This is a genomic window from Rheinheimera texasensis DSM 17496, from assembly GCF_000711985.1.
GTDB lineage: Bacteria > Pseudomonadota > Gammaproteobacteria > Enterobacterales > Alteromonadaceae > Pararheinheimera > Pararheinheimera texasensis.
The window spans coordinates 15,172-41,365 of the sequence record NZ_KL544005.1; the positions used below are offsets into that span (position 1 = coordinate 15,172).

A 26,194-nucleotide genomic window follows, 5' to 3' on the forward strand; every position below is an offset into this window, starting at 1 on the left:
ATGCAAAAACGCCGTATTGCCATTGCTGATGTTGCTTTTGAAACCCTGCTGTTTAATCGCCGGGCGCTGATTGCTTTTGGTTTTATTCTGCTGTGCTTTGGCATTCTGATCGCCAACTTGTATAACCTGCAAGTGCTGCGTTACGAGGAATACTCGACCCGTGCCGACGGTAACCGCATCAAGCTGGTACCCTTATCGCCGAATCGCGGCATGATTTTCGACCGGCGCGGCACTTTATTGGCAGAAAATGCGCCGGTGCACTCGGTCGAACTGGTGCCGGAGCAAGTGCCGGATCTGCAGGCTGCAGTCGAACAAATCGCAGCGATTATCGAGATCACACCAGAGCAAAAAGCGGACTTTTTCAAAGAAGTCAAAGCACAGCGCCGTTTTAAAAGTATTGCACTGAAAGAACTGCTGACCGAGCAGGAAGTCGCACGTCTGGCGGTGCATTTGCATCATCTCAAAGGCGTGACCTTAGAAGCGCGCTTAACCCGGCATTATCCTTACGGCGATTTGCTGACGCATGGCCTGGGTTACATCGGCAAAATCAACGATAAAGAATTTAAGCAGATTGAAGAAAACGGCCAGAGCCCGAACTACGCAGCTACCCGCGATATCGGCAAAATCGGTATCGAAAAATATTATGAGGCCCAGCTACACGGCACTGTTGGCTTTCAGGAAGTGGAAGTTAACAACCGCGGCCGGGTGATCCGCACACTACGCGAACAACCAGCCGTTTCCGGTGACGATTTATATCTGACGCTGGATTTAGGCCTGCAATTAAAAGCGCAGGAAGCTCTGGGGGAAAACCGTGGCGCTATTGTCGCACTGGACCCGCGCACCGGTGGCATTCTGGCGTTTTATTCCAACCCCTCGTATGACCCGAATTTATTTGTCCATGGCATCAGTGGCAAAGACTATCGCATGTTGCTGAATTCACCGGATCGGCCTTTGGTGAACCGGATGACCCAAGGCGTGTACCCGCCAGCCTCGACCGTGAAACCGCTGATGGCGGTCGCAGGCCTCGAAGCCGGGATTGTCACTGAGCACACCCGGGTGCCGGACCCTGGCTTTTACCGCTTGCCCAAAGTCAGCCGGCCCTGGCGCGACCATTTCAAATATGGCCATGGTTATGTTGATGTTTATACCGGCATCATCAAAAGCTGCGACACTTATTTCTATGATTTAGCGTACAAAATGGGCGTTGATCGCATTTCTGATTTTATGCAGAAAGCCGGCTTCGGCCATCTGTCCGGCATCGATATTGGAGAAGAAACGTCAGGCCTGATGCCAAGCCGTGAGTGGAAAAAAGTCCGGCGCAAACAAAACTGGGGACCAGGGGACACCATCAATATCGGCATCGGTCAGGGCTACTGGCAATCCACCCCACTGCAAATTGCACTGACCACCGCCACCTTGATTAACGACGGCGCCCGCATCACACCGCGCCTTGGTGAGAGTTTTCGCAATAAAGAGCAGCAAACCTCGCTGTTACAACCCAAAGAGCAGGTGATCGAAGTCGTTAATCCACAAAACTGGGCCATTGCACGCGAAGCTATGTATCGCACCGCACATCAGGAAGGCGGTACCGCACGCGGCGCTTTTATCGGTGTGCCCTACACCGTTGGCGGTAAAACCGGCACCGCCCAGGTAATCAATATTGCCGCCGGCGCCAAATACAAAGCGACTAACATCAGTGAGCGCCATCGCGATAACGCCTTGTTTGTTGGTTATGCGCCGCACGACAAGCCGGAAATTGTAATCTCAGTCATCGTTGAAAACGTCGCCAGTGGCGGCGGTGGTACCAACGCTGCACCGGTTGCACGCCAGCTGATGGATTATTATTTCTCGCCGCAGTATGACGCGCCGCAACTGCCGGACCGCGCCACAGTACAAAAAATTCAGGCCGAACGTGCAGCAGCCATGCTTGCACGTGAACAACGTTACGCTGAAGAAGCGGCGCGGGAAAAAGCTGCCAAAGCTCTGGCTGCGCAAAAAGCCAGCCAGAACAAAGCCGACACCAATTCAGGCCCGGCACCGGCAAACGTTGAAACAAACACCGACAATGTGCCGGCCCGCAGCCAGCCGCAAAACGCCGCTCCGGTCATTCCAACCCCTGAACCTGAAAACCTGCCGGCACCACAGCTGGACGAGGAAGGTCAGCAGCAAGGCCAGCAACAAAACGGCAATAACGCAACGGGCACGAACAGCGGAGGCCGCCAATGAACAGCTTTATGGAAAACACCCAGCATCGTCTGCAACGCTGGCATATCGATTTGCCGTTGTTGATTGGTTTACTGGTCGCGACCGTACTCGGACTGGCCACACTATATAGTGCCGATGGCCAGGATTTAATTAAACTGGAACAACAAACAGCCCGGCTTGGTTTTGCCCTCATCGTGATGTTTGGCCTTGCCCAGGTCAATCCCAAAACTTATCAGCACTGGTCTGTGCCATTGTACGGCTTTGGCGTGGTGATGCTGGTACTGGTTGAACTGTTCGGTTATACCGCGAAAGGCTCAACCCGCTGGCTGGACCTCGGCTTTACCAAGTTTCAACCGTCAGAAGTAATGAAACTGGCGGTACCGATGGCAGTGGCCTGGTACATGGGCAACCAGGCTATTCCGCCACGCATCCGCGATATTTTAATCGGCTTTGCCATCTGTCTGGTGCCCACGTTATTGATTGCCAAACAGCCCGATCTCGGTACTTCCATTCTGGTTTGTGTCGCCGGGGTTTTTGTGATTTTTTTCAGTGGCATGAGCTGGAAAATCATCGGCGTGATCGCGGCTCTAATCGCCGGTTTTATTCCGATATTGTGGAACTTCCTGATGCATGATTACCAGCGTCAGCGCGTGCTCACACTGCTGGACGAAGAACGGGACCCACTCGGCAAAGGCTTTCAAATCATTCAGTCAAAAATCGCCATCGGTTCCGGTGGTATCGAAGGCAAAGGCTGGTTACATGGCACTCAGTCGCAGCTGGAATTTTTGCCGGAACGCCATACCGATTTTATTTTTGCCGTGTATTCCGAAGAATTTGGTCTGATGGGCGTGTTGGCGCTGCTGGGGATTTATCTGTTTATTCTGGGGCGTGGCCTTATCATTGCCAGCCAGGCGCAGGACAATTACAGCAAATTCCTCGCCGGCAGTATCACGCTGACGTTTTTTGTCTATGTGTTTGTTAATATCGGCATGGTATCTGGTATCCTGCCGGTAGTTGGCGTGCCATTGCCACTTATCAGTTACGGTGGCACCTCGTTGGTGACCTTATTAGCCGGCTTTGGCATTCTGATGTCGATCAGTACCCACAAACGGATGTTAGCAAAACAATCATGAAGCACAGCGCCCGAATTTTTCATCTCCCTTGCTCCGGCAAAACAGTTTCCGTTATCGCTCTTGCCGTTTTTCTTGCTGCCTGCTCCAGCGCGCCGGAATCGACCGACAGTGGGCTGCGCGACAATATGGACCCAAACGCCGGCCGTTATTCGCAGGATAAAGACAGTATTCCGCTGCGCCTGCCGACCGAAGACGAATTACGCGACCCGGAACCAACCGTTGAAGCGCTGAGTCGCGGTGGCAACAAACCTTATAACATCTATGGCGTGAATTACTCGCCACGTACCGACATCCTGCAGTATGAAGAAGAAGGCATCGCGTCCTGGTACGGCAGCAAGTTTCACGGCCATCTGACTTCAAACGGCGAAGTGTACAATGTGTTTTCGATGACAGCGGCGCATAAAACATTGCCTCTGCCCTCTTATGTGCGGGTAACGAATCTGGATAACTACCGCACCGCGATAGTGCGGGTTAATGACCGCGGCCCTTTCCACGACAACCGTATTATCGATTTGTCTTACTCTGCGGCTTACAAACTGGGTATTTTCCCGGGCGGCACAGGCCGGGTGAAGCTGGAATTGATTTCATCACCGGCGATGGCATCGCAGGAAAGTTTTGCCACCCCTATCGCCAAACTGCCAGACATTCCTTATCAGCCGGTGACTCCAAGCGAACGCCCAAGCCGCAGCAGCACTGCATTTGTCGAACGGCCTTATGTGCCAGCTGCCGCAGTGCCTGCCACTGCGCCGGCCCGTGTGAACACAGCACCTTCAGCACCCGCACGTCCGGCCACTGCACCGCAACTGGCCAGTAGCAGCAGTGCCGATGGCTGTTTTATCCAGCTAATTGCCAGCAGCGATAAAGCGAAAGTGCAGCGTTTAGGGAACGAATTACAACAGCAATTGTCCGTACCTACAGCGATTGAAAGTGCCAACGGCTTATTCCGGCTGCTGGCGGGCCCATTACAGGGCAATGCGCAGCATGTGCTTGACACAGTGCGTTCCGGTGAATATCCGCAGGCATATTTCACCAATAAGAGTTTATGTGGCTGAAAAGCCCAATCCAATTAATCTGTTAGCACAATAAGAAAGAGTCTCATGAATCAGTATCGTCGTCTTTTACTCGCCAGCAGCCTGAGCTGCTTCAGTTTCTTCGCGCACAGCCAGGCTGTACAGATCACCCCGACCCCACCGGAAGTGAATGCCAAAGGTTTTATCCTGATTGACTACCACACCGGCAAAGTACTGGCTGAAGGCAATGCTGATACGTCGTTAGCGCCAGCCAGTCTGACAAAGATGATGACAAGCTATGTCATCGGCACAGAAATCAAAAACGGCAACATCAAGCCAACTGATCAGGTGACCATCAGCGAAAATGCCTGGGCGAAAAAATACACTGACTCGTCCAAGATGTTTATCGAAGTGGGCAAAACCATTTCCGTCGAAGAGTTAAACCGCGGCATTATCATCCAGTCCGGCAACGACGCCTGTGTAGCCATGGCCGAACATATTGCCGGTACTGAAGGCGCGTTTGCCGAGCTGATGAATGCTCATGCTAAACGTATTGGCATGGAAAATACCCATTTTACCAACTCACACGGTTACCCGGACCCGGAGCTGAAAACCACCGCCCGCGATATGGCGAAGTTGTCGGTCGCATTAATTCGTGATGTACCGGAAGAATACAAAATCTACGCTGAAAAAGAGTATGTGTTTAACGGCATCAAACAATACAACCGTAACGGTTTGCTCTGGGACAAGAGCCTGAACGTCGACGGCATCAAAACCGGCCACACTTCAGAAGCCGGCTATAGCTTGATCACCTCAGCGACCAAAGACGGTATGCGGCTGATTTCTGTCGTCATGGGAACTGACAGCGCCAAGACCCGTGAAGCAGAAAACAAAAAACTGCTGACTTATGGCTTCCGCTTTTTTGAAACCTTTTCACCTTATAAAGCCGGCGAAGAATTCGCTTCGCAGCGTATCTGGCAAGGTGTCAAAGAAAACATCAGCCTGGGCGTGCTGAGCGAAACCCCGATCACGCTGCAACGCGGTCAGCGTAAAAATCTCAAAGCCGACTTTAAATTGACCCAGCAACTGGTTGCGCCTGTCACTAAAGGCCAGGTGGTCGGTACTGTGTACCTGAAGTTAAATGACGAAGACGTCGCCGAATATCCACTGGTCGCATTGGAAGATATTGAACAAGCAGGTATTTTTGGCCGTTTAGTCGATTATGTGAAGATGCAGCTGCAATAACAGCGGTTGAAAATTTACCCTGAGTTCAGAAAGTCCCGGCACAGCCCGGGACTTTTTGTTAGAATAGAGCCCGTTTTTTCGCTGTTCCCTGCTACGAGCAAGAGGTGTCCTGTGGTGACTGTGGTTAAAGATACCAAATTTGACGAATTTCTGGAGTTCCCCTGCGCATTTACCTTCAAGGTACTGGGGCTGGCCCACGAAGATCTGGTGCCGCAGGTGATTGCGACTTTGCAACAACATGCCGGTGCCAACGATTACGCACCGACGGTCAAACCTTCCAGTAAAGGCAACTACCACTCAGTATCAGTGTCTGTGGTAGTGCGGGACAAAGACCATATCGAACTGCTGTATACCGAACTTGGCAGGCTCGAACTGGTCCGCTATGTCATGTAACACTCGCGCAAGCCGGCCGGTTCCTTATAATGCGCCGGCTTTGACACTCAGAATTCAGCCGAGGATTGCCGATTGCCCTGTTCTGATGCACTGATCATCCGCGATTTAGGTCTGGTGGACTACACCTCCACCTGGCAACGGATGCAGCAATTTACCGATCAACGTGACGACAACACTTTCGACGAAATCTGGTTGCTGGAGCACCCGCCGGTGTTCACTCAAGGCCAGGCCGGCAAAGCCGAGCATCTGCTGTTCCCTGGCGATATTCCGGTGGTACAGGTTGACCGGGGAGGTCAGGTCACTTATCACGGTCCGGGCCAGCTGGTGGCTTATGTGTTGCTCAATATCAAACGCCGCAATTTAGGGGTACGCCAACTGGTGAACCTGATTGAACAGAGCATTATTGCTACACTGGCGCAAAATGATGTGGAGGCATATGCCAAGGCCGACGCACCCGGTGTTTATGTTGATGAAAAAAAAGTGGCCTCATTAGGCCTTCGCGTGCGTAAAGGCTGTACCTTCCATGGTCTGGCACTGAATGTCGATATGGACTTATCACCATTTTCCCGCATTAACCCTTGCGGTTATGCCGGCATGCAAATGGTGCAAAGTAAAGATTTGGGCGGGCCTGTGTCGATGCAACAGGCAAAACAGCAACTGAGTGCTCAGCTGGTAAAACTGCTGAATGTCAGTGAATTTCAGGAATTAACAGGGTTTTAGTACAGATGACCAAAACTGCCCGTATGGAGCCAGGCGTCAAACTGCGTGACGCCGACAAAATGGCCTTAATCCCGGTAAAAGTATTGCCAACCGAACCAGCTGAAATGCAGCGCAAGCCGGCATGGCTCAAAATCAAATTACCAAAAAGCTCTGAACGCATCGATGAAATCAAAGGTGCCCTGCGTAAGCATGGCCTGCATTCGGTGTGTGAAGAAGCGTCTTGTCCGAATCTGACCGAATGTTTTAATCACGGTACCGCGACTTTCATGATTTTGGGCGCGATCTGCACCCGCCGTTGTCCGTTTTGTGATGTGGCGCATGGCCGCCCACTGCCACCAAGCGCCGAAGAGCCGGAAAAACTGGCACTGACCATCAAAGATATGAAGCTGAAATACGTCGTGATCACCTCGGTCGATCGCGATGACCTGCGTGATGGCGGTGCCCAGCATTTTGCCGACTGTATCACTGCTATCCGCCGCGAAACCCCGGCGATCAAAATTGAAGTGCTGGTGCCGGATTTCCGCGGCCGCATGGACACAGCGCTGGATATTCTGACCCAGACGCCACCGGATGTGTTTAACCATAACCTGGAAACCGCACCACGCCTGTATAAACTGGCGCGGCCGGGCGCGGACTATAAATGGTCACTGGAACTGTTACGTCGTTATAAAGAAGCACATCCGGAAGTATCAACCAAATCCGGACTGATGGTTGGTCTTGGTGAAACCACCGAAGAAATCATTGAAGTGATGAAAGACTTACGCGCCCACAACGTCGATATGCTGACCGTTGGGCAGTACCTGCAACCGAGCAAACACCACTTACCGGTCAAACGTTATGTGTCGCCGGAAGAGTTTGATGAGATCAAACGCATCGGTTACGAAATTGGCTTTAAACACGTCGCCTCAGGCCCATTTGTGCGTTCAAGCTATCATGCCGACCGTCAGGCTGCCGGCGAAGATATCAGTTAACCGCTGGACAGACTTAAGTTATTCCGGAACAGGCTGTATCACAACAGCCTGTTTTTTTTCGCTAAAACAGCTTATGCTTTTAACGATTCTCAAGGAGCAGTCATGGACCACCGTAAGTTCAGCCGTATTTTGTATAACAATCAGGCCACTCTGCGTTTTCAGGGGCAGAACTTCTTCACTCAGGTGCTGGACCTGTCGTTAAAAGGTGCACTGGTACAGCGCCCGGCCGATTTTCAGGGGCTGGTCGGTGAACAGGCGCAATTACAGTTTCAGCTGGACCAGTCTGAACTGGTGTTAGAAATGGATGTCAGCATTGCCCACTTACACGACGCCACTATTGGCCTGCGCTGTGAGCGCATCGACATCGAAAGTGCCAGTCATTTGCGCCGGTTGTTAGAGCTGAATCTGGGTGACGCAGAAATGCTGAGCCGCGAACTCAGCGAGCTGTCAAACTAGCCCCGACGGCCTCCAGCGCCGCCACAGCGGCCGGATAACCAAAGGCGGCCGCTCGTTCCATTAATAGCTGCCAACGCTGCATATCCTGCTGCTGCCGCGCCAGATAAGCAAAATAATACTGCACCGGCATCAGCGATGCTGCTTGCGAGAGCTGCTGTTGCATCACCTGCTGATATAACACCGGTACTGCCAGTTCAAAATGCTGCATATGGCTGTCTGCCTGCACCGGTCGCCACGCCTGAATGCCGGCCGCACGACAAGTTTCCACTGGTGTTAACTGCAAGTCCTGCACATCAAGCTGCCAGTGCCTGGCATAACGGCCTACATCAGCAGTATCCAGCAACAAATTTGCAAGAATATCAGTACGCACACATTCTGCTGCCGCAGTTAACGCAGGCAGCTGATACTCATCGATAAATCCCAGCGCATGGCTAAATTCGTGCCGGAACAACGCCGGTGAAAACTGCTCGGGCAATTGCAGCCAGCCATTGTTAAAACTGGCCTGGCCCCGCCCTGCCGCGACCAGCAGAATTTGTGCGGTGCTGTGCTGCATAATGTCACTTAAACGGCTCGTTTCACAGGCAATACGCTGCTGTGCCTGCTCAGTACAGCGCAGCTCGCGGCTATCAACGAAAATCGGCGCTAAAAAACAGACTGGCAGTGGCGCAAAATCCGACTGTGGCCAGTCTTGCTGCAACCGTTGCCAATGCGCGACCGACGTTTCTGTGCTGAGTACAGGCTGTACGGTCAACTTACAACCGGCTGGCGCTGAACTTGCGGCCAAGGTTGGCGGCATCACAGCTGCGTCGTGCCATAAGCCTAAACGCACCGCCTGTGCAGATGACAATGGTGCTTTAGACCATGCCTGCAGTTGTTGGTATTGTTGCAACGGGCCAAGCTGCGGCAGTGTCAGTTCCAGCCATAGTGTGACGGCTTCAGGATGACCTTGCCGGATAGCAATAGCCAGCTGCTCGGCTGCTTTGATTGGCAAGCCAGCCTGTAACGATTGTTGGGCTCTGGTTAGTTCCAGTGAGCCCGGTTCCGGTACGGGCTTTGGCTGGCAGCCCGCCAGCAGCGCAAATAAAAAAAAGCCAGCAAGCCGGCTTTTTTTAACCAGATAACACAGCTTAATGCTGATGTGCATCCGACTTATCCTGCTCGTCAGTCTGTTCTGAAGAACCGCCATGCTCATGCGCATCAGCTTGTTCAATCACAGCCTGACGCAACCGTTCCAGCTCAAGCCGGGCGTAACGATGTTCAACAAACTCATACACATTGGTCGCCAATGACTTTTTAAAGTACAAGGCTGCCTGTGTCGGGTTATGTTTGAGAGCATGCCAGCGCGCCAGATAAAAATACACCTCACACAACTGTTCAGCGAGTTGCTTCGGATCTGTAGCATCAGTGCTGGCCAGCTCTAACAGCTCTGCTTCACTGATTTGTCCAAGATAAAACGCCACAATCTGCGCAGACCAGGCTTTTTTATCCAGCGCCGCTTGTTGCTTCGCTAATAAAGCCAATGCCTGCGGCTCTGACTGTTCGGCTCCGGCTAAAAACAGCCAGAGACTCCGGTACGGATCATCCGGCTTTAACGCCTGAAACTGTTGAAAATCGCTGATAGCCAGCGCCAGCTTTCCATCATACTGCAAAGCAATACCGCGGTTTAAATAGGCGTATTGATACTTGGGTTCCAGTTCGAGTGCGGAATCAAAAGCATCGTAAGCCAATTCATAGTCACCGCTCAGCGTGTGCTGAATGCCCATAAAGTTATAGGCATCGGCCATATCAGGCTGCAGGCGCAAGGCACGCATAAAATCATACCGTGCCAATGCTGACAAACCGACACTGTCATACATCACACCACGGTCATAGTGCAAACGGCCACGTTCGGCGTCATCCATTTTCGCGCTCTGTAGCATTTCACTGATCCGCGCGATAGCGATTTCAGTGCGAAATGGCGCAGCGAGAGGCTCTGGTTCAAGCGGGTTTTCAACGAGGACACCAACAGGCGCTTTGGGCGCCAGTTGGCAGGCAGGTAACGCCACTACTGCGCTGAGCAGCAGTGGCACCAACAGCAGCTTAGTTAACTGCTTCGGCATGGGCAGCCTCGCCCGGTTTTGCATTGGCTTCTTTGATAGACAGGCGGACACGGCCCTGTTTGTCTACTTCCAGTACCTTCACTTTAACTTTCTGACCCAGTTGCAGGTGCTCTGCCACGTTATTCACGCGCTCATCAGAGATTTGTGAAATGTGCACCAGACCATCTTTCCCTGGCAGTACGTTGACGAAAGCACCGAAATCAACGATCCGAACCACTTCGCCTTCGTACACTGCGCCCACTTCGATTTCAGCAGTGATGGCTTCAATCTTCGCGATTGCAATACCAGCAGCAGCGCTGTTGGTGGCGGCGATTTTGACTGTACCGTCATCTTCGATTTCGATGGTGGTGCCTGATTCTTCAGTGATCTGACGGATCACAGCGCCGCCTTTACCGATCACATCACGGATTTTCTCCGGGTTGATGTGCAAGGTGTAGATGCGTGGCGCGTGCTCAGACAACTCTGAACGGTGCGTGCTGATCGCAGAATCCATAACACCCAGAATGTGGATACGGGCGGCTTTGGCTTGTTTCAGTGCGATCTGCATGATTTCTTTGGTGATACCTTCAATCTTGATATCCATCTGCAGTGCAGTGATACCAGCTGTAGTACCGGCTACTTTGAAGTCCATGTCGCCCAGGTGATCTTCGTCGCCCAGAATGTCCGACAGTACAACGAAGTTGTCGCCTTCTTTGACCAGACCCATGGCGATACCAGCAACAGACGCTTTGATTGGTACACCAGCATCCATCAGTGCCAGCGAAGAACCACACACAGACGCCATCGAGCTTGAACCGTTTGATTCAGTGATTTCAGATACCATCCGCACTGTGTACGGGAAAGCATCAAAATCAGGCATAACTGCAGCAACACCGCGTTTTGCCAGGCGACCGTGACCGATTTCGCGGCGTTTTGGTGAACCGACCATACCGGTTTCGCCAACTGAGAACGGAGGGAAGTTGTAGTGGAACAGGAAGTTGTCAGTTTTGTCTGACAGCAGATCGTCAACTGTTTGTGCGTCACGGGCAGTACCTAAAGTACAAGTCACCAGTGCCTGCGTTTCACCACGGGTGAACAGTGCTGAACCGTGCGTGCGTGGCAGTAAACCAGTCATCACAGACAGACCACGAATCATTTCGTTGTCACGACCATCGATACGTGGTTCGCCGGCAATGATGCGGCTACGAACGATTTTTGATTCCAGGTTATGGAAAATTTCGCCGGCTTCAGTTTCGTTGAAGCTTTCGCCTTCAGCCAGCTCAGCTTTGATTTGGGCAAAGACTTCGGCTTTGATAGCGCCAATGCGCTCGTAACGCTTAGCCTTTTCCGTGATGCGGTATGCTTCGCCAACGGCAGCAGTCGACAGTGCTTCAATTTTGCTGATCAACGTGTCATTTTTCGGCTTAGCAACCCAGTTCCAGGCTGGCTTGCCAGCTTCAGCAGCAAATTCAGCAATGGCTTTGATTGCGACTTGCATTTGATCGTGACCGTAAACCACTGCACCTAACATCACGTCTTCTGACAGTACCTGAGCTTCAGATTCAACCATCAATACCGCGTTGGCAGTACCGGCTACAACCAGGTCAAGTTTACTGGTTTTCAGTGCAGTTTCAGACGGGTTCAGTACGTACTGGTCGTTGATATAACCGACGCGGGCAGCGCCCAGCGGACCACTGAACGGAATGCCTGAAATCGCCAGTGCGGCAGAAGTACCCAGGATAGAGATGATGTCCGGCTGGATGTCCGGCTCAACAGAAACCACAGTTGCAATGACCTGAACTTCGTTGGTGAAGCCTTCAGGGAACAGTGGGCGGATTGGACGGTCGATCAGACGTGAAGTTAACGTTTCGCCTTCGCTTGGGCGGCCTTCACGTTTAAAGAAGCCACCTGGGATGCGGCCGGCTGCGTACATTTTTTCCTGATAGTTTACAGTCAGCGGGAAAAAGTCCTGACCTGGTTTTGGTTCTTTTTTACCAACGACAGTGACCAGAACTGCGGTATCGCCCATGCTGGCTAATACGGCGCCGTCTGCCTGACGGGCAATAACACCGGTTTCTAATGTGACGGTATGCTGACCAAATTGAAATGATTTTACGATAGGATTCACTTGATATTTTTCCTTTGTCTTGTACGCGTGGATCAGGGCCCTGCTGGGCCTTTTACGCGGTATATTTTTGGCTCGATATTGCGCGGCACAGTATAGCTGTTTCAGGGGCGGAAAAGATAGTTCAGCACCAAAGTGCAGCAGGAAAAAGCCCGGCTTTTTATCGCAGTAAAATGGGGGAACCGAGGAATTCGCTGAACGCAGAGGGATTGAAATATAGCAGGCATAAAAAAAGGAGCTAAAAGCTCCTTTTTTTTCTGGTTTGGCTGGTCGATTAACGACGCAGACCTAAACGCTCGATCAGTGTTGCGTAACGAGCTGAATCAGTACGCTTCAGGTAGTCCAGCAGTTTACGACGCTGAGAAACCATCCGCAACAGACCACGACGTGAGTGGAAGTCGTGTTTGTGTTCAGCGAAGTGTGGTTGCAGCTTGTTGATAGAACCGGTCAGCAGAGCGACCTGAACTTCAGTTGAACCTGAATCAGCAGCGTTTGCACCGAAGTCAGCCAGGATTTTTGCTTTTTCAGCAGTAGTTAGTGACATAGTATCCTCCAGGATATGAAATACAGCCGCAGCCAGGCACTAATCCAGCCTACGACCAAAAAAGAGCGCGCATTCTAACACAGCACGCGCTCAGTACAAGCATTATCTCAGCGATTAGCCGTATTCAGCAGACGCCGCACTTTGAGTTCCGCGCCTTCCTGCATCCCAACCCCAATAAAACTTTGTTGGTCGTCATAAAGCGCAATAGCATCGCTTGGCTCTGCCGGCAACAGTGCCAGCAGCTCAGGGGTCAGCAAAACTGTCTGGCCATGCCGAAGACGTTTCACTGCCGCAGGGTCTAATGTCAGCCGCGGCAAACCGGCCAGTGCATAATCCATTGGCAACAACAAGGCATCCAGCCCCGCCCAATCCTGCGCTTGATTCAGCGGCGCCAGAAACGCATCAGTCAGCATTTGACTGGCCTGAAAAGGCCCGACCTGAGTCCGGCGCAACGCGGTGACATAAGCACCGCTGCCGAGCGTTTCACCCAAATCATCAATCAAAGTGCGGATATATGTGCCTTTGCTGCAATGCACAATAAACCGGGCATTCTGACCGTCGAAATCGAGTAAATCAAAGCGGAAAATATTGATGGGCCGGGCATCGCGCGGCACTGTGATGCCCTGACGGGCATATTTGTACAGCGGCTGCCCCTGATACTTCAGCGCAGAAAACATCGTAGGAACCTGCAGCTGCGGCCCCCGCATCTTTTCAACTGCCTGCTGTAACTGTGCCAAATCAAAGTTAATCGGTTTTTCGCTGATAATTTCACCGGCCGCATCTGAAGTATCGGTGCGTACGCCAAAACGCGCACTGACTTCATAAGTCTTGTCGGTATCCAGCAAAAACTGACTGAATTTGGTGGCTTCACCAAAACAGATTGGCAATAAACCAGACGCCAGCGGGTCTAAAGCACCGGTATGACCGGCCTTTTCAGCCTGATATAACCAGCGTACCCGCTGTAAAATGCCGTTACTGGACACTTCCAGCGGTTTATCCAACAGCAGTATGCCATCAACGATACGTCGCGCCATGCTTATTCTTCTTCGTCAGACTTTGTGTCAGCGACTGGTTTCGCTTCCAGTTCCTGGCCTGCGTCTTTACGCTTCTGTTCGTCGCTTTTACGCACATTTTCCACCAGATTCGCCATCCGGATGCCTTCATCCAGCGACTTATCGAAGTAAAAACGAACTGTCGGCACAATGCGTGCCTGAATGCGTTTGGCGATCAAACTACGGATAAAACCACTGGCATCGTTCAGGATGTCGAGGTTTTGTTTGACTTTGTCCGCTTCGAGGCCAAGGAAAGTTACATAGATTTTGGCGTGTGACAGGTCTTTGGACACATCCACATCAGACACTGTGATCATGGTATGTAACCGTGGGTCTTTAATTTCCCGCTGCAGAATGAGTGCCATTTCCTGCTGCATTTGCTGGGCGAGCCGGTCAACCCGGCTGAATTCTTTTGCCATAATACTCACCTGAAATTAGAAACAAACAGGGGCCGCTGGCCCCTGCTTCATTCAATAATTTCTATTAACTCAATAGATTACAGTGTACGTTCAACCTGAACCACTTCGAACACTTCGATTTGGTCGCCTTCACGAACGTCGTTGTAGTTCTTCACGCCGATACCACACTCGAAGCCGTTCCGCACTTCAGAGACGTCGTCTTTAAAGCGGCGCAGCGATTCCAGTTCGCCTTCGTAAATAACCACGTTGTCACGCAGTACACGGATTGGCGCATTGCGTTTGACGATACCTTCAGTGACCATACAACCGGCAACTGCACCGAATTTCGGTGAACGGAACACATCGCGAACCTGAGCCAGACCGATGATCTGTTGTTTGAACTCGGGCGCCAGCATGCCGGTCATTGCAGCCTTCACTTCATCTAACAGTTCATAGATGATGCTGTAGTAGCGTAAGTCCAGATTCTCGTCTTCGATAATCTTACGGGCGTTGGCTTCGGCACGGACGTTAAAGCCGATAACGATGGCAGACGAGGCCGCTGCCAACGTGGCGTCAGTTTCAGTGATACCACCAACACCGCTACCGATGATGCGAATTTTCACTTCATCTGTCGACAAGCGTGACAGTGACTCGCTGATCGCTTCAACAGAACCCTGTACGTCGGCTTTCAGTACGATGTTCAGCTCGGCCACATCGCCTTCAGTCATGTTTGCAAACATGTTTTCCAGCTTGGCTTTTTGCTGACGTGCCAGTTTAACGTCGCGGAATTTACCCTGACGATACAGTGCAACTTCACGGGCTTTACGCTCGTCGCGAACCACAGTCACTTCGTCACCGGCTGAAGGAACGCCGGACAGACCCAGAATTTCGACCGGAATCGACGGGCCAGCTTCTTTCACTTCATGACCATTTTCGTCACGCATCGCACGCACACGGCCATATTCCAGACCACACAACACGATGTCGCCTTGGCTCAGCGTGCCTTCCTGTACCAGGATAGACGCCACCGGACCACGACCTTTGTCCAGACGGGACTCGATAACCACACCACGCGCCATACCTTCACGCACCGCGGTCAGTTCCAGTAATTCAGACTGTACCAACAGTGATTCCAGCAAGTCGTCGATGCCTAAGCCCGTTTTCGCAGAAACCTGCACGAATTGTGTATCGCCGCCCCAGTCTTCAGAAATAACGCCGTATTGCGACAGTTCGTTACGGACACGATCTGGATCTGCATCAGGTTTATCAATCTTGTTCACGGCAACAACAATTGGCACACCGGCCGCTTTTGCGTGCTGGATAGCTTCTTTAGTTTGTGGCATCACACCGTCATCTGCAGCAACAACCAGAACTACAATGTCTGTCGCTTTGGCACCACGTGCACGCATCGAGGTAAATGCAGCGTGACCCGGAGTATCAAGGAACGTGATCATGCCACGGTCTGTTTCAACGTGGTAAGCACCGATATGCTGGGTAATACCACCAGCTTCGCCAGCGGCCACTTTCGCTTTACGGATGTAATCAAGTAACGAGGTTTTACCATGGTCAACGTGACCCATCACGGTGACGACCGGAGCACGTGGCTCTAGTGCGCCCTCACCTTCACGGTCCGCCATCACGGTTTCTTCTAACTCGTTTTCACGGGTCAGTGTGAACTTGTGGCCCATTTCTTCACAGACGATAGCTGCAGTTTCCTGATCAATCACCTGGTTGATGGTAGCCATCGCGCCCATTTTCATCATCACTTTGATGACTTCAGAGGCTTTCACCGCCATTTTGGCAGCAAGTTCTGCAACAGTGATGGTTTCACCGATTTTTACTTCACGCTCAACCGGCTGCGCTGGCTTGTTAAAGCCGTGCAACATACTGGTTGGGGTTTTCTTTTTCTTGTGACGATTGGCGCGGTTAAAAGCGTCTTTATCATCGGCGTCGTCTTTTTTCTTGGCTTTGCCAACTGGTGCTTTTTTGCCATGACGACGACCACCACGCTCATCACGTGAATCTTCTTCGTCTTCAGCTTGTTTCGCAAATACGTTGCTGGTCAGGTGGTAATCCCCAACTTCCACTGCCGGAGCAGCTTCCTGTGACCAGCGCTCAGCATTCTCTTCCGCCAGACGACGAGCTTCTTCGGCCTGGCGTTGAGCTTCTAATTCCAGCTTGCGCAGACGCTCTGCATCCTGTTGCGCTTTGATGCGCTCGGCTTCTTTGCGGGCTTCTTCTTTCGCCGCACGACGGGCCGCTTCTTCCGGATCGTCTTTAGCCAATTGGGCACGCTCGGCTTCGCGTTTTTTCGCGTCAGCGGCCTTACGCTCAGCTTCGGCTTTACGCTCAGCTTCTTCGCGGGCGCGTTTTTCAGCGGCCTGACGTTCAGCTTCCAGACGAGCTTCCTCTTTGGCTTTTTCTTCGGCCAGACGGGCTTCTTCTTCCGCTTTGATCGCAGCGTCATCCATCAACGGACGTTTGACATAAGTTTTTTGCTTGCGGACTTCAACCTGGATTTCGCGGTTGCGGCCAGCACCACCGCTGACACTCAGCGTGGTTTTTTCTTTGCGTTTCAGCGTAAGCCGTGATGGCTCATTGCTGGCACCGCCGTGTTGTTTACTCAGGTGCTCCAGCAGCGATTTTTTCTCATCTTCGCTGACCATTTGGCCAGCCTGCTTTGCAATACCTGCATCAGCAAATTGTTGAACCAACCGATCAACAGTCGTTCCCACATCACTGGCCAGTTTTTCTATCGTGACATCTGCCATGTAATAGTTTCCTCCGTTGACCTATCAGTTCTGCTCGCTAAACCAAACGATATTGCGTGCAGCCATAATTAATGCAGCAGCTTTATCTTCTGCCATTTTTTCAATTTCAATCAAATCATCGACACCTAATTCGGCCAGATCATCCAGCGTCACCACACCTTTACTGGCCAGGACATAAGCGGTGTGGGTTTCCATGCCTTCCAGGCTCAGCAGCGCTTCACTTGGCTGTGAACCTTCCAGTGACTCTTCACTGGCCAGCGCACGGGTCGTCAGAACGGCTTTGGCGCGGCGGCGTAATTCTTCAACAGTTTCTTCGTCCAGACCGTCGATGCTGAGCAGCTCAGAGACCGGTACATAAGCAATTTCTTCCAGTGTAGAGAAACCTTCGTCGACCAGAATAGAAGCGAAATCCTCGTCGATCTCCAGCGCGTCCATAAACACACTAAGCACTTTCGACGTTTCTTCCTGATGCTTTTTCTTCATGTCAGACACTGACATCACGTTCAGTTCCCACTGTGTCAGCTGACTGGCCAGACGCACGTTTTGACCGGCACGGCCAATCGCCATTGGCAGGTTTGAATCTTCTACCGCGATATCCATCGAGTGGGCATCTTCATCAACAATGATGGAGGCGACTTCTGCCGGCGCCATCGCGTTGATCACATATTGAGCGGCATTGTCGTCATACAGAACGATATCGACGCGCTCACCACCCAGTTCGCCTGACACGGCTTGTACGCGAGAACCACGCATACCTACGCAGGCGCCAACCGGGTCAATCCGGCGGTCATTGGTTTTGACGGCAATTTTAGCGCGAGAACCTGGGTCGCGGGCTGCGCCCCGGATTTCGATCATTTCTTCACCAATTTCCGGCACTTCGATGCGGAACAGTTCGATCAGCATTTCCGGACGGGTACGGCTTAAGAATAACTGGGCACCGCGGGCTTCCGGGTTCACTGCATACAGCAGTGCACGGATGCGGTCACCAGGACGGAAAGTTTCACGTGGGATCATCTCTTCGCGGGCTAACATCGCTTCGGCATTGTTACCGAGGTCCACGATAACGCTTTCGCGATTGACTTTTTTCACTACGCCGGTAACCAGCTCACCGACCTGGTCGATGTAAGCTTCAACAACTTGTGAACGTTCTGCTTCACGAACTTTTTGTACGATGACCTGCTTGGCCATTTGCGTGGTGATACGGTCAAACTGAATAGATTCAATTTGTTCTTCAACGTAATCGCCGACTTTCAGATTTGGCTCATCATATTGAGCCGCAGACAAGGTCATTTCACGGAACGGATGTTCCTGCACCTGGTCGTCCGGAATAACTAACCAGCGACGGAAAGTTTCATAAGCGCCGGTTTTACGGTCAATAGCTACACGAACTTCAATATCGCCTTCATTTTTCTTTTTGGTGGCTGCTGCCAGCGCGAATTCCAGCGCCTGGAAGATTTTTTCACGCGGAACTGATTTTTCGTTCGATACCGCGTCAACAACTAATAATATTTCTTTTGCCATGATTTCTGCCTCACTCAGAGCCGTGGTTCTTATCAGAACACCGGAACTACGTTTGCTTTATCTACGTTATCCATAAGCAAACGATAAGGTTTGCCATCCACTTCGATGACGAGCATGTCATCTTCTATTGCGTTAAGAAGCCCTTTGAAACGCCGGCGGCCATCCTGAGGAATGGCCAGTTTGACTTCAATTTTTTGTCCGACCACCTTGGCGAAATGTGCCGGGGTAAACAAAGGACGATCTAAACCCGGAGAAGAAACCTCCAGGTTGTATTCGTTGGGAATTGGGTCTTCGACATCAAGGACGGCACTGACTTCACGGCTGATCAACGCACAGTGGTCAACATTAACCCCGTCCGGATGATCGATAAATAAACGCAGGGTGGAATGCCGACCTGCGGCCATGAACTCTATGCCCAGCAATTCGAAGCCATTAGCCTCTACTGTAGGTGCCAACAGCTCGGTTAAACGCTGTTCTTGTTTAGTCAAAGAGACCTCCGGAAATAAAAAAAGGGCATATAGCCCAGAATAGTAGTACAACGTTACCCCAGATATAAAAACGCCCCGATAGATCGGGGCGACTTTACACCGGTAAAACAGGATATCGCCAATCCTGCTTTAAATCTGGTTGCGAACTCAAGTTTCACTTGCGGTTCGCTACAACGACTGAATTCAGTGAAAACGATCATTGCTGGTAAAAGTGGTTGCGGGAGCCGGATTTGAACCGACGACCTTCGGGTTATGAGCCCGACGAGCTACCAGGCTGCTCCATCCCGCGTCCGTAACTGGCGTGCATTATATAGTGGAGACCACTGTATCGCAACATATTGTTTAGCAGTGCACTGTCTGTATTACACTGCGTAACCACCGCGATTCATCAACGGCGATAACAAGAATTGGTGCCGAGAGCGGGACTCGAACCCGCATGCCTAGGGCACTACCACCTCAAGGTAGCGTGTATACCAATTTCACCATCTCGGCATTATTCAGAGGGTATTCCGGGAGAATTAATTACCAACCGGAATATCTTTTGCAGCTTCTTTTTTCTCTTCAGGCTTAGCTGGTGCAGTTTCTGCGGCAGCCGGCGCTGTGATGTTCTCAAATTCAGATTTTTTCTGAATGTGCGTGGTGTTGTAATTTCCTAAAATCAGGCTCAACACAAAAAATAACACTGCTAAGACTGTGGTTGAACGGGTCAGGAAATTACCACGACCGGCAGAACCAAAAATTGTTGCAGAAGCACCGGCGCCAAATGACGCGCCCATATCTGCACCTTTACCGTGCTGGATTAGTACCAGACCGATAATTGCCAGCGCGACGATTGCGTATAAGACGATGATAATTTCGTACATCTTTATTCCTTTGCCATCTGGCAAATTGCAGCAAACTCTGCTGGTTTTAAACTTGCTCCACCAACCAGTGCACCATCGATGTCTGGCTGGCTGAACAGTGTCGGCCAGTTGTCGGCATTGACACTGCCACCGTATAAAATTCTGACCTTAGCAGCTGCATCCGCATTGATGCGTGCCAGGTGTTGCCTGATAAACGAATGCACTTGTTGTGCCTGTTCAGGCGTTGCTGTCAGACCGGTGCCAATGGCCCAAACGGGTTCATAAGCAATCACGGATTCGGCCAGTAAATCAGGCTGCGCAGCATACACTGCATCTAAATGCTGCGCAAGAACCCACATGGTTTTTTCTTGCTGCCGCTCGGATAAAGTCTCGCCAAAACAAATAATTGGCGTGATCCCGACCCGTAAAGCCTGCTGTGCTTTTTGCAAAACTGTTGCGTCAGTTTCTGCAAACAGACAACGCCGTTCACTGTGTCCGAGAATCACATACTCGGCTCCAGCGGCGCGAATCATATCAGCACTTATTTCACCTGTGAAGGCTCCAGCCTTCTCACTGCTGACATTTTGAGCACCGAGCCGGTATTGTGTCGATTTCGGGAAGTCAGAAAGAAATATTACAGGTGGACAGATCAGAATTTCATGGCTGCTATCTATACATTGCAGTGTGGCAGCCATCATAGTGACCAGCTCACGATCGCCATTCATTTTCCAGTTTGCAGCTATTAACGGACGACGGACTGTCATGCGGACTCCCCTGTTTCAGCCGGCGCGATCTTAACGAACATCGCACCTGCAGACAAGCAAAAGCCGAAAAAAACCTGTGCCTAGATTTTTTCCGGCTCATTTTTTCAGCGCATCTGCGCAGAGAGAATTGCGCTGAAACAACGCAGAACTTAGCTGGCCAGTTTTACTGCTGCAGCAATTCGCTCAGCATATTCCTGTACCTGGGTCTGTTCTCTTCCTTCAACCATTACACGAATTAACGGCTCTGTACCGGATTTACGAATAAGCACCCGGCCCTGACCGTGTAATTCAGCTTCAACCTGAGCAATCACTTCTTTTACATGCATGTTATCAAGCGGCGCCGAACCTTTTTCAAACTTCACATTGACCAGTACTTGCGGCAGCTTGGTCATGCCGTGACTCAGTTCGGCCAGGCTTAGGCTGGTATCCATCATCGCAGCCAGGACCTGCAACGACGCGACGATACCATCGCCAGTACCGGTATGGTCGAGATTGATCACATGACCAGAGTTTTCACCACCAATGCGCCAGCCTTTTTCCTGCAGCAATTCCATTACATAACGGTCGCCGACTTTACTGCGCACAAATGGAATATCCAGTTCAGCCAATGCTAATTCCAGGCCCATATTGCTCATCAAAGTCCCAACGACACCTCCGGTCAGGCGGCCGCGTTGTTTCGCAGAGCGGGCAATCATATAGATAATTTCGTCGCCATCGATTTGGCGACCTAAATGATCCACCATCATCACCCGGTCGCCATCGCCATCATAAGCAATACCGAGGTCAGCGCCTAATTCAACCACCGCTTTTTGCAGGTCGTCTGTGTGCGTTGCGCCGCACTTTTCATTAATATTCAGACCATTTGGAGTACAAGCGATGGTGTGAACTTCCGCGCCTAACTCACGAAATACATTTGGTGCAATGTGGTAGGTGGCGCCATTGGCGCAATCCAGCACGATTTTATAGCCGCTCAACGACATATGATTCGGCAGGTGGCTTTTACAAAATTCAATATAACGACCTGAAGCATCGTCAATGCGCTGCGCTTTACCGAGCTTTTCGGAAGGCTCACACACCATTGGCTGCTCGAGCTCGGCTTCAATCGCGAGTTCAATGTCATCGGCCAGTTTACTGCCGTCGCCGGAGAAGAACTTAATGCCATTGTCGTAATAAGGGTTGTGCGACGCACTGATCACAATACCGGCTTCCGCGCGGAAAGTGTGGGTCAGGTAAGAAACTGCCGGAGTTGGCATTGGGCCCAATAACCGTACATCTATACCTGCAGAGATTAAGCCGGCTTCTAATGCTGTCTCCAGCAAATAACCAGAAATACGGGTGTCCTTACCAATCAACACTTTGCGCGTACCGCGCTGTGACAACACCCGGCCTGCAGCCCAGCCTAATTTCATCGCGAATTCCGGTGTGATTGGAAACTCGCCGACCCGGCCACGTACACCATCAGTTCCAAAAAACTTCCTGCTCATTGAATTACTCCAGATTTGGTCGCGGCAACAATAGCTAAAGCATCTGCCGTTTCTTTGACATCATGGACACGAATAATCTGTGCCCCTTGCATGGCGGCTATTGTGGCACAGGCAATACTGCCTGCCAAACGTTCTGACACATCCCGCTGAAGTAACTGGCCGATCATCGACTTACGTGACATTCCGGCCAGAATCGCATATCCGCTCCCGACAAAATCCGGCATCGCCGCCAGCAGCTGATAGTTGTGGCTGAGACTTTTACCAAATCCAAATCCTGGGTCCAGGATGATTTGTGATGCCGGGATCCCTGCTTGCTGGCATTGTTCTGCCCGCGAGACTAACCAATGCAGAACTTCACTGACAACATCCTGATACACCGGTTGATGCTGCATCGACCGGGGTTGCCCCTGCATATGCATCAGACACACCGGCAATTGGCTGGCAACCGCAACCTCCAGAGCGCCTGCCTCCTGCAAAGCCCGCACATCGTTGAGAATGTCAGCGCCGGCATGCGCCGCCTGCCGCATCACTTCGGCTTTACTGGTGTCCACTGAAATCACCAGGTCAGGAAATTTACGCCGGATAGTGCTCAGCACCGGCACAACTCGCTGTAACTCGTCGTCCAGCGCAACATCGGCAGCACCGGGCCGGGTCGATTCTCCGCCGATATCAATGATTTCAGCGCCGGCGGCGACTAATTCGTTGACCCGCGTTAAACAAGCTTGTTCGCCGGTAAAATGGCCTCCGTCAGAAAAAGAATCAGGGGTGACATTCAGGATCGCCATGAGTCTGGTCTGGCGCAAGTCCAACCGGCGTTGGCGGGGTAATAACAATTCCATTGGGACTCCAAACAGAAAACCCCGGCTTGCCGGGGTTTCCATTGATACACAGGGATTAACTGCTATGGCTTTCGCTTGGCGTCACGTCAGCAGCTGGTGCTGCTGTCGCCGCCGCGCCGCCTGAGCCTGGAGCTTCCGGCTTTTTGTCCTTCGGCTCCCAGTGCTCTGGTGGACGTACTTCACGGCGGGCCATCAGGTCATCGATTTGCTTAGCATCGATAGTTTCGTATTGCATCAGGCAATCTTTCATCGCGTGCAATATGTCCATGTTCTCTTCGATCAGCTGCTTTGCCCGCACATAGTTGCGGTCGATAAACTCGCGGATCTCCTGGTCAATCAGCTTCACCGTATCTTCAGACATGTGCTTGTTTTTGGTCACTGAGCGCCCAAGAAACACTTCACCTTCTTCTTCAGCGTACAGCAATGGGCCCAGCTTTTCAGAGAAACCCCACTGCGTCACCATTTTCCGCGCCAGATTGGTTGCACGCTCGATGTCGTTTGAAGCACCGGTGCTGACCGCCTCAGAGCCGTAAATCAGCTCTTCCGCTATCCGGCCACCGAACAAAGAGCTAATCATGCTCTCGAGGAAACGTTTAGAGTGGCTGTGGCGGTCCTGCTCCGGCAAATACATAGTCACACCCAAAGCACGACCACGCGGGATAATACTGACTTTGTACACCGGGTCGTGTTCCGGCACCAGACGACCGACGATAGCGTGACCAGCTTCGTGATAAGCCGTCATTTCTTTTTCTTTTTCCGTCATGACCATAGAGCGACGCTCTGTGCCCATCAGGATTTTGTCTTTGGCTTTTTCAAACTCGTCCATCGACACCACGCGCCGACCATTGCGTGCTGCAAACAAAGCCGCTTCGTTCACAAGATTGGCCAAATCAGCGCCAGAGAAACCCGGCGTTCCACGTGCAATTAATGACGCATCTACGCCATCACCCAATGGGACTTTGCGCATATGCACTTTCAGAATTTGTTCACGGCCACGGACATCCGGTAAACCCACCACGACCTGACGGTCGAAGCGGCCCGGACGTAATAACGCCGGGTCCAGCACGTCTGGTCTGTTGGTAGCCGCGATGACAATAATACCTTCGTTGCCATCAAAACCGTCCATCTCTACCAACATCTGGTTCAGCGTTTGCTCGCGCTCGTCATGACCACCGCCAAGACCTGCGCCACGCTGACGGCCAACCGCATCAATTTCGTCGATGAAGATGATGCACGGAGCAGCTTTTTTCGCCTGTTCGAACATGTCACGCACGCGGCTCGCGCCGACACCAACAAACATCTCGACGAAGTCAGAACCGGAAATGGTGAAAAACGGCACTTTGGCTTCGCCGGCAATTGCTTTAGCGAGCAATGTTTTACCTGTGCCCGGTGGGCCTACCATCAGCACGCCTTTCGGAATACGGCCACCAAGTTTCTGGAAGCGTGACGGGTCTTTCAAATAATCAACCAGCTCAGTCACTTCTTCTTTGGCCTCGTCACAACCGGCAACGTCAGCAAAGGTCGTCTTAATCTGGTCTTCACCCATCAGGCGCGCGCGGCTCTTACCAAAAGACATCGCGCCTTTGCCACCACCGCCTTGCATCTGGCGCATGAAGAAAATCCATACACCAATCAACAACAGCATCGGGAACCAGGAAATGAAAATCTGACCCAACAGGCTGGTTTCTTCCGGTTTCACGCCAGTAGAATCCACGTTGTTTTTAATCAGATCGTCCAGCAGTTTTTCATCATAACCGCCAGGAATTGTTGTTTCGATACGCTGGCCGTCTTTACGGACTGCCCGCACCACGCCACCGCGGTCAACCTGGACCTCACGGATTTGTCCCTGGTTCACATCATTGATGAATTGGGTATAGCTGGTGCTGCGGTCTGACCGGTCGGCCGGACTGAAGCTGTTGAACATCGTCATCAGTACGACGGCTATCACCAGCCATACCATCAGATTCTTTGCCATGTCGCTCAAGGAAATAACCTCTTGTTACCAGAATTGCTTCTGTTGCTACTTTACTAGAGTTTGAAACCAGTCGCCACGATATATGTCTCGCTGGAACGGGCGCGGGACGAATCGGGTTTGCGGATCCGTACATTGGTAAATACGTCCCGGACCTGCTGGACAAAGGTTTCAAAGCCCTCGCCATGGAACACTTTGACGACAAAACTACCGTTTTTCTTCAGCACTTTGTTACACATATCCAGCGCCAGTTCGACCAGATACATGCTTCTGCTCTGATCTACTGTGGCATTGCCACTCATATTCGGCGCCATGTCAGATAACACAACATCGACATTGCGGCCGTCAATTCGGGTCAGTAAGGCTTCCAGCACTGCGTCTTCGCGAAAATCGCCTTGTAAAAACGCCACACCGGCCAGCGGGTCCATCGGTAAAATATCGCAGGCGATGACCATGCCGTCCTGCCCCACCAGTTCTGCCGCCAACTGCGACCAACTACCGGGGGCTGAGCCCAGATCTACGACTGTCATGCCGCTTTTGATCAACTTATCTTTTTGCTGGATCTCTTCGAGCTTAAAAGAAGCCCGGGAGCGCAAGCCTAATTTTTGTGCCTTATGCACAAAAGGGTCGGACACATGTTCCTGCAGCCAGCGGCTGGAACTGGCCGAGCGCTTTTTCTTTGTCATGGAAACACTCTTAATTGGTCTTCCCTGCAAGATGGCGGTACAATGACGCTATTTCAAGCTTTCCACACGGAAAAATCTATTTTATGAGTCTTACAAACAAGCAAAAACAATTTTTAAAAGCCAAAGCCCACGAATTAAAGCCGGTGATCCTGCTGGGTGGCAATGGTCTGACCGAGGGCGTGATGGCCGAAGTCGACCTGGCTTTGGAGCACCACGAGCTGATTAAAGTCAAAGTGCCAAGCATTGACCGCGAAGAAAAACTGGCTGTAATGGACGCTATTGTCCGTGAAGCCAAAGCCGAGAAAGTGCAGGTAATTGGTCATATTCTGGTGCTGTACCGCGCCGCCAAGGACAAAAAACTGCAACTGCCACGTGGCTGATTTCGTCAGCACAAACAGCAGATGACTCTGTTGTTTGAGTACATGAAATTTAAAAAACCGCTCCAGGCGGTTTTTTTATGTGCTTCCATCCATGGCGCTCACCTTTCAGGCCAACGC

General features: G+C 51.6%; 24 protein-coding genes and 2 tRNA genes. 9 read left to right on the forward strand and 17 right to left on the reverse strand.

The window, feature by feature from the left end; genetic code table 11:
• The 8 genes from mrdA to Q399_RS0110690 all read left to right on the forward strand — a co-directional run bounded on the left by mrdA (nucleotide 1) and on the right by Q399_RS0110690 (nucleotide 8,133).
• Complete coding sequence (gene mrdA, locus Q399_RS0110655) at nucleotides 1-2,226, forward strand: penicillin-binding protein 2 (protein WP_211253296.1); 2,226 nt, start codon at nucleotides 1-3, stop codon at nucleotides 2,224-2,226.
• Nucleotides 2,223-3,338: a rod shape-determining protein RodA gene (gene rodA, locus Q399_RS0110660; protein ID WP_031568349.1), complete on the forward strand. Its 1,116-nt coding sequence runs from the start codon at nucleotides 2,223-2,225 to the stop codon at nucleotides 3,336-3,338. The genes mrdA and rodA overlap by 4 nt, the downstream gene beginning before the upstream one ends.
• A complete protein-coding gene (locus Q399_RS22460) occupies nucleotides 3,335-4,390 on the forward strand; it encodes a septal ring lytic transglycosylase RlpA family protein (RefSeq protein ID WP_084164262.1) in 1,056 nt (351 codons plus the stop codon). The genes rodA and Q399_RS22460 overlap by 4 nt, the downstream gene beginning before the upstream one ends.
• 45 nt (nucleotides 4,391-4,435) lie before the next feature.
• Complete coding sequence (locus Q399_RS0110670; protein WP_031568351.1) at nucleotides 4,436-5,593, forward strand: D-alanyl-D-alanine carboxypeptidase family protein; 1,158 nt, start codon at nucleotides 4,436-4,438, stop codon at nucleotides 5,591-5,593.
• A gap of 114 nt (nucleotides 5,594-5,707) precedes the next feature.
• A complete protein-coding gene (ybeD, locus tag Q399_RS0110675; protein ID WP_245612876.1) occupies nucleotides 5,708-5,986 on the forward strand; it encodes a DUF493 family protein YbeD in 279 nt (92 codons plus the stop codon).
• A gap of 72 nt (nucleotides 5,987-6,058) precedes the next feature.
• Entirely contained in the window at nucleotides 6,059-6,706 is a 648-nt protein-coding gene (lipB, locus tag Q399_RS0110680; RefSeq protein WP_031568354.1) for a lipoyl(octanoyl) transferase LipB, read from the forward strand.
• A gap of 5 nt (nucleotides 6,707-6,711) precedes the next feature.
• Nucleotides 6,712-7,677: a lipoyl synthase gene (gene lipA / locus Q399_RS0110685; protein ID WP_031568356.1), complete on the forward strand. Its 966-nt coding sequence runs from the start codon at nucleotides 6,712-6,714 to the stop codon at nucleotides 7,675-7,677.
• Nucleotides 7,678-7,779: 102 nt separating this feature from the next.
• Complete coding sequence (locus tag Q399_RS0110690) at nucleotides 7,780-8,133, forward strand: PilZ domain-containing protein (RefSeq protein ID WP_031568357.1); 354 nt, start codon at nucleotides 7,780-7,782, stop codon at nucleotides 8,131-8,133.
• Here the strand turns inward: Q399_RS0110690 and Q399_RS0110695 are convergent.
• The 17 genes from Q399_RS0110695 to rlmE all read right to left on the reverse strand — a co-directional run bounded on the left by Q399_RS0110695 (nucleotide 8,114) and on the right by rlmE (nucleotide 25,697).
• A complete protein-coding gene (locus Q399_RS0110695) occupies nucleotides 8,114-9,277 on the reverse strand; it encodes a zinc metalloprotease (protein ID WP_051685910.1) in 1,164 nt (387 codons plus the stop codon). The genes Q399_RS0110690 and Q399_RS0110695 overlap by 20 nt on opposite strands.
• Entirely contained in the window at nucleotides 9,261-10,232 is a 972-nt protein-coding gene (nlpI, locus tag Q399_RS0110700) for a lipoprotein NlpI (RefSeq protein WP_084164264.1), read from the reverse strand. Before nlpI ends, Q399_RS0110695 begins: the two co-directional genes overlap by 17 nt.
• A complete protein-coding gene (gene pnp / locus Q399_RS0110705) occupies nucleotides 10,213-12,339 on the reverse strand; it encodes a polyribonucleotide nucleotidyltransferase (protein WP_031568360.1) in 2,127 nt (708 codons plus the stop codon). Before pnp ends, nlpI begins: the two co-directional genes overlap by 20 nt.
• Nucleotides 12,340-12,610: 271 nt before the next feature.
• The gene (gene rpsO / locus Q399_RS0110710) at nucleotides 12,611-12,880 is read right to left on the reverse strand and encodes a 30S ribosomal protein S15 (RefSeq protein ID WP_031568361.1); all 270 of its coding nucleotides are present in this window, start codon (nucleotides 12,878-12,880) and stop codon (nucleotides 12,611-12,613) included.
• 107 nt (nucleotides 12,881-12,987) lie between these two features.
• Nucleotides 12,988-13,914 (reverse strand): tRNA pseudouridine(55) synthase TruB, encoded by a 927-nt coding sequence (gene truB / locus Q399_RS0110715; RefSeq protein ID WP_031568362.1) that lies wholly within the window; start codon nucleotides 13,912-13,914, stop codon nucleotides 12,988-12,990.
• 2 nt (nucleotides 13,915-13,916) lie between these two features.
• The gene (rbfA, locus tag Q399_RS0110720) at nucleotides 13,917-14,351 is read right to left on the reverse strand and encodes a 30S ribosome-binding factor RbfA (RefSeq protein WP_031568363.1); all 435 of its coding nucleotides are present in this window, start codon (nucleotides 14,349-14,351) and stop codon (nucleotides 13,917-13,919) included.
• A gap of 77 nt (nucleotides 14,352-14,428) precedes the next feature.
• Nucleotides 14,429-17,101 carry a translation initiation factor IF-2 gene (gene infB, locus Q399_RS0110725; RefSeq protein ID WP_031568364.1) on the reverse strand — a complete coding sequence of 891 codons (2,673 nt, stop codon included), beginning with the start codon at nucleotides 17,099-17,101 and terminating at the stop codon, nucleotides 14,429-14,431.
• Between the two features lie 24 nt (nucleotides 17,102-17,125).
• The gene (gene nusA, locus Q399_RS0110730) at nucleotides 17,126-18,622 is read right to left on the reverse strand and encodes a transcription termination factor NusA (RefSeq protein ID WP_031568365.1); all 1,497 of its coding nucleotides are present in this window, start codon (nucleotides 18,620-18,622) and stop codon (nucleotides 17,126-17,128) included.
• Between the two features lie 32 nt (nucleotides 18,623-18,654).
• A complete protein-coding gene (rimP, locus tag Q399_RS0110735; RefSeq protein WP_031568366.1) occupies nucleotides 18,655-19,110 on the reverse strand; it encodes a ribosome maturation factor RimP in 456 nt (151 codons plus the stop codon).
• 212 nt (nucleotides 19,111-19,322) lie between these two features.
• Nucleotides 19,323-19,399: transfer RNA gene (locus tag Q399_RS0110740), tRNA-Met, on the reverse strand.
• Nucleotides 19,400-19,518: 119 nt separating this feature from the next.
• A tRNA-Leu gene (locus Q399_RS0110745) sits at nucleotides 19,519-19,602 on the reverse strand.
• 26 nt (nucleotides 19,603-19,628) lie between these two features.
• Complete coding sequence (secG, locus tag Q399_RS0110750; RefSeq protein WP_031568367.1) at nucleotides 19,629-19,973, reverse strand: preprotein translocase subunit SecG; 345 nt, start codon at nucleotides 19,971-19,973, stop codon at nucleotides 19,629-19,631.
• A gap of 2 nt (nucleotides 19,974-19,975) precedes the next feature.
• Nucleotides 19,976-20,716, reverse strand: a complete 741-nt coding sequence (gene tpiA, locus Q399_RS0110755; protein WP_031568368.1) for a triose-phosphate isomerase — start codon at nucleotides 20,714-20,716, stop codon at nucleotides 19,976-19,978.
• Between the two features lie 149 nt (nucleotides 20,717-20,865).
• Nucleotides 20,866-22,200 carry a phosphoglucosamine mutase gene (gene glmM, locus Q399_RS0110760; protein WP_031568369.1) on the reverse strand — a complete coding sequence of 445 codons (1,335 nt, stop codon included), beginning with the start codon at nucleotides 22,198-22,200 and terminating at the stop codon, nucleotides 20,866-20,868.
• Entirely contained in the window at nucleotides 22,197-23,039 is an 843-nt protein-coding gene (gene folP, locus Q399_RS0110765) for a dihydropteroate synthase (protein WP_031568370.1), read from the reverse strand. Before folP ends, glmM begins: the two co-directional genes overlap by 4 nt.
• A gap of 55 nt (nucleotides 23,040-23,094) precedes the next feature.
• Nucleotides 23,095-25,014, reverse strand: a complete 1,920-nt coding sequence (gene ftsH / locus Q399_RS0110770) for an ATP-dependent zinc metalloprotease FtsH (protein WP_211253298.1) — start codon at nucleotides 25,012-25,014, stop codon at nucleotides 23,095-23,097.
• Nucleotides 25,015-25,067: 53 nt separating this feature from the next.
• The gene (rlmE, locus tag Q399_RS0110775) at nucleotides 25,068-25,697 is read right to left on the reverse strand and encodes a 23S rRNA (uridine(2552)-2'-O)-methyltransferase RlmE (RefSeq protein ID WP_031568372.1); all 630 of its coding nucleotides are present in this window, start codon (nucleotides 25,695-25,697) and stop codon (nucleotides 25,068-25,070) included.
• A gap of 83 nt (nucleotides 25,698-25,780) precedes the next feature.
• Between rlmE and yhbY the strand changes: the two genes are divergently transcribed.
• Nucleotides 25,781-26,077, forward strand: coding sequence for a ribosome assembly RNA-binding protein YhbY (gene yhbY / locus Q399_RS0110780; RefSeq protein ID WP_031568373.1), 297 nt, complete (start codon nucleotides 25,781-25,783; stop codon nucleotides 26,075-26,077).
• Nucleotides 26,078-26,194: the final 117 nt, after the last annotated feature.

Coding starts and splice junctions, on each gene's coding strand:
- Q399_RS0110670 (WP_031568351.1), top strand. CDS start 4,436: ATGAATCAGTATCGTCGTCTTTTACTCGCCAGCAGCCTGAGCTGCTTC.
- lipA (WP_031568356.1), top strand. CDS start 6,712: ATGACCAAAACTGCCCGTATGGAGCCAGGCGTCAAACTGCGTGACGCC.
- yhbY (WP_031568373.1), top strand. CDS start 25,781: ATGAGTCTTACAAACAAGCAAAAACAATTTTTAAAAGCCAAAGCCCAC.
- infB (WP_031568364.1), bottom strand. CDS start 17,101: ATGGCAGATGTCACGATAGAAAAACTGGCCAGTGATGTGGGAACGACT.
- rbfA (WP_031568363.1), bottom strand. CDS start 14,351: ATGGCAAAAGAATTCAGCCGGGTTGACCGGCTCGCCCAGCAAATGCAG.
- rpsO (WP_031568361.1), bottom strand. CDS start 12,880: ATGTCACTAACTACTGCTGAAAAAGCAAAAATCCTGGCTGACTTCGGT.
- rodA (WP_031568349.1), top strand. CDS start 2,223: ATGAACAGCTTTATGGAAAACACCCAGCATCGTCTGCAACGCTGGCAT.
- mrdA (WP_211253296.1), top strand. CDS start 1: ATGCAAAAACGCCGTATTGCCATTGCTGATGTTGCTTTTGAAACCCTG.
- Q399_RS0110690 (WP_031568357.1), top strand. CDS start 7,780: ATGGACCACCGTAAGTTCAGCCGTATTTTGTATAACAATCAGGCCACT.
- nlpI (WP_084164264.1), bottom strand. CDS start 10,232: ATGCCGAAGCAGTTAACTAAGCTGCTGTTGGTGCCACTGCTGCTCAGC.
- Q399_RS0110695 (WP_051685910.1), bottom strand. CDS start 9,277: ATGCACATCAGCATTAAGCTGTGTTATCTGGTTAAAAAAAGCCGGCTT.
- tpiA (WP_031568368.1), bottom strand. CDS start 20,716: ATGACAGTCCGTCGTCCGTTAATAGCTGCAAACTGGAAAATGAATGGC.
- secG (WP_031568367.1), bottom strand. CDS start 19,973: ATGTACGAAATTATCATCGTCTTATACGCAATCGTCGCGCTGGCAATT.
- glmM (WP_031568369.1), bottom strand. CDS start 22,200: ATGAGCAGGAAGTTTTTTGGAACTGATGGTGTACGTGGCCGGGTCGGC.
- folP (WP_031568370.1), bottom strand. CDS start 23,039: ATGGAATTGTTATTACCCCGCCAACGCCGGTTGGACTTGCGCCAGACC.
- truB (WP_031568362.1), bottom strand. CDS start 13,914: ATGGCGCGACGTATCGTTGATGGCATACTGCTGTTGGATAAACCGCTG.
- nusA (WP_031568365.1), bottom strand. CDS start 18,622: ATGGCAAAAGAAATATTATTAGTTGTTGACGCGGTATCGAACGAAAAA.
- ftsH (WP_211253298.1), bottom strand. CDS start 25,014: ATGGCAAAGAATCTGATGGTATGGCTGGTGATAGCCGTCGTACTGATG.
- Q399_RS22460 (WP_084164262.1), top strand. CDS start 3,335: ATGAAGCACAGCGCCCGAATTTTTCATCTCCCTTGCTCCGGCAAAACA.
- rlmE (WP_031568372.1), bottom strand. CDS start 25,697: ATGACAAAGAAAAAGCGCTCGGCCAGTTCCAGCCGCTGGCTGCAGGAA.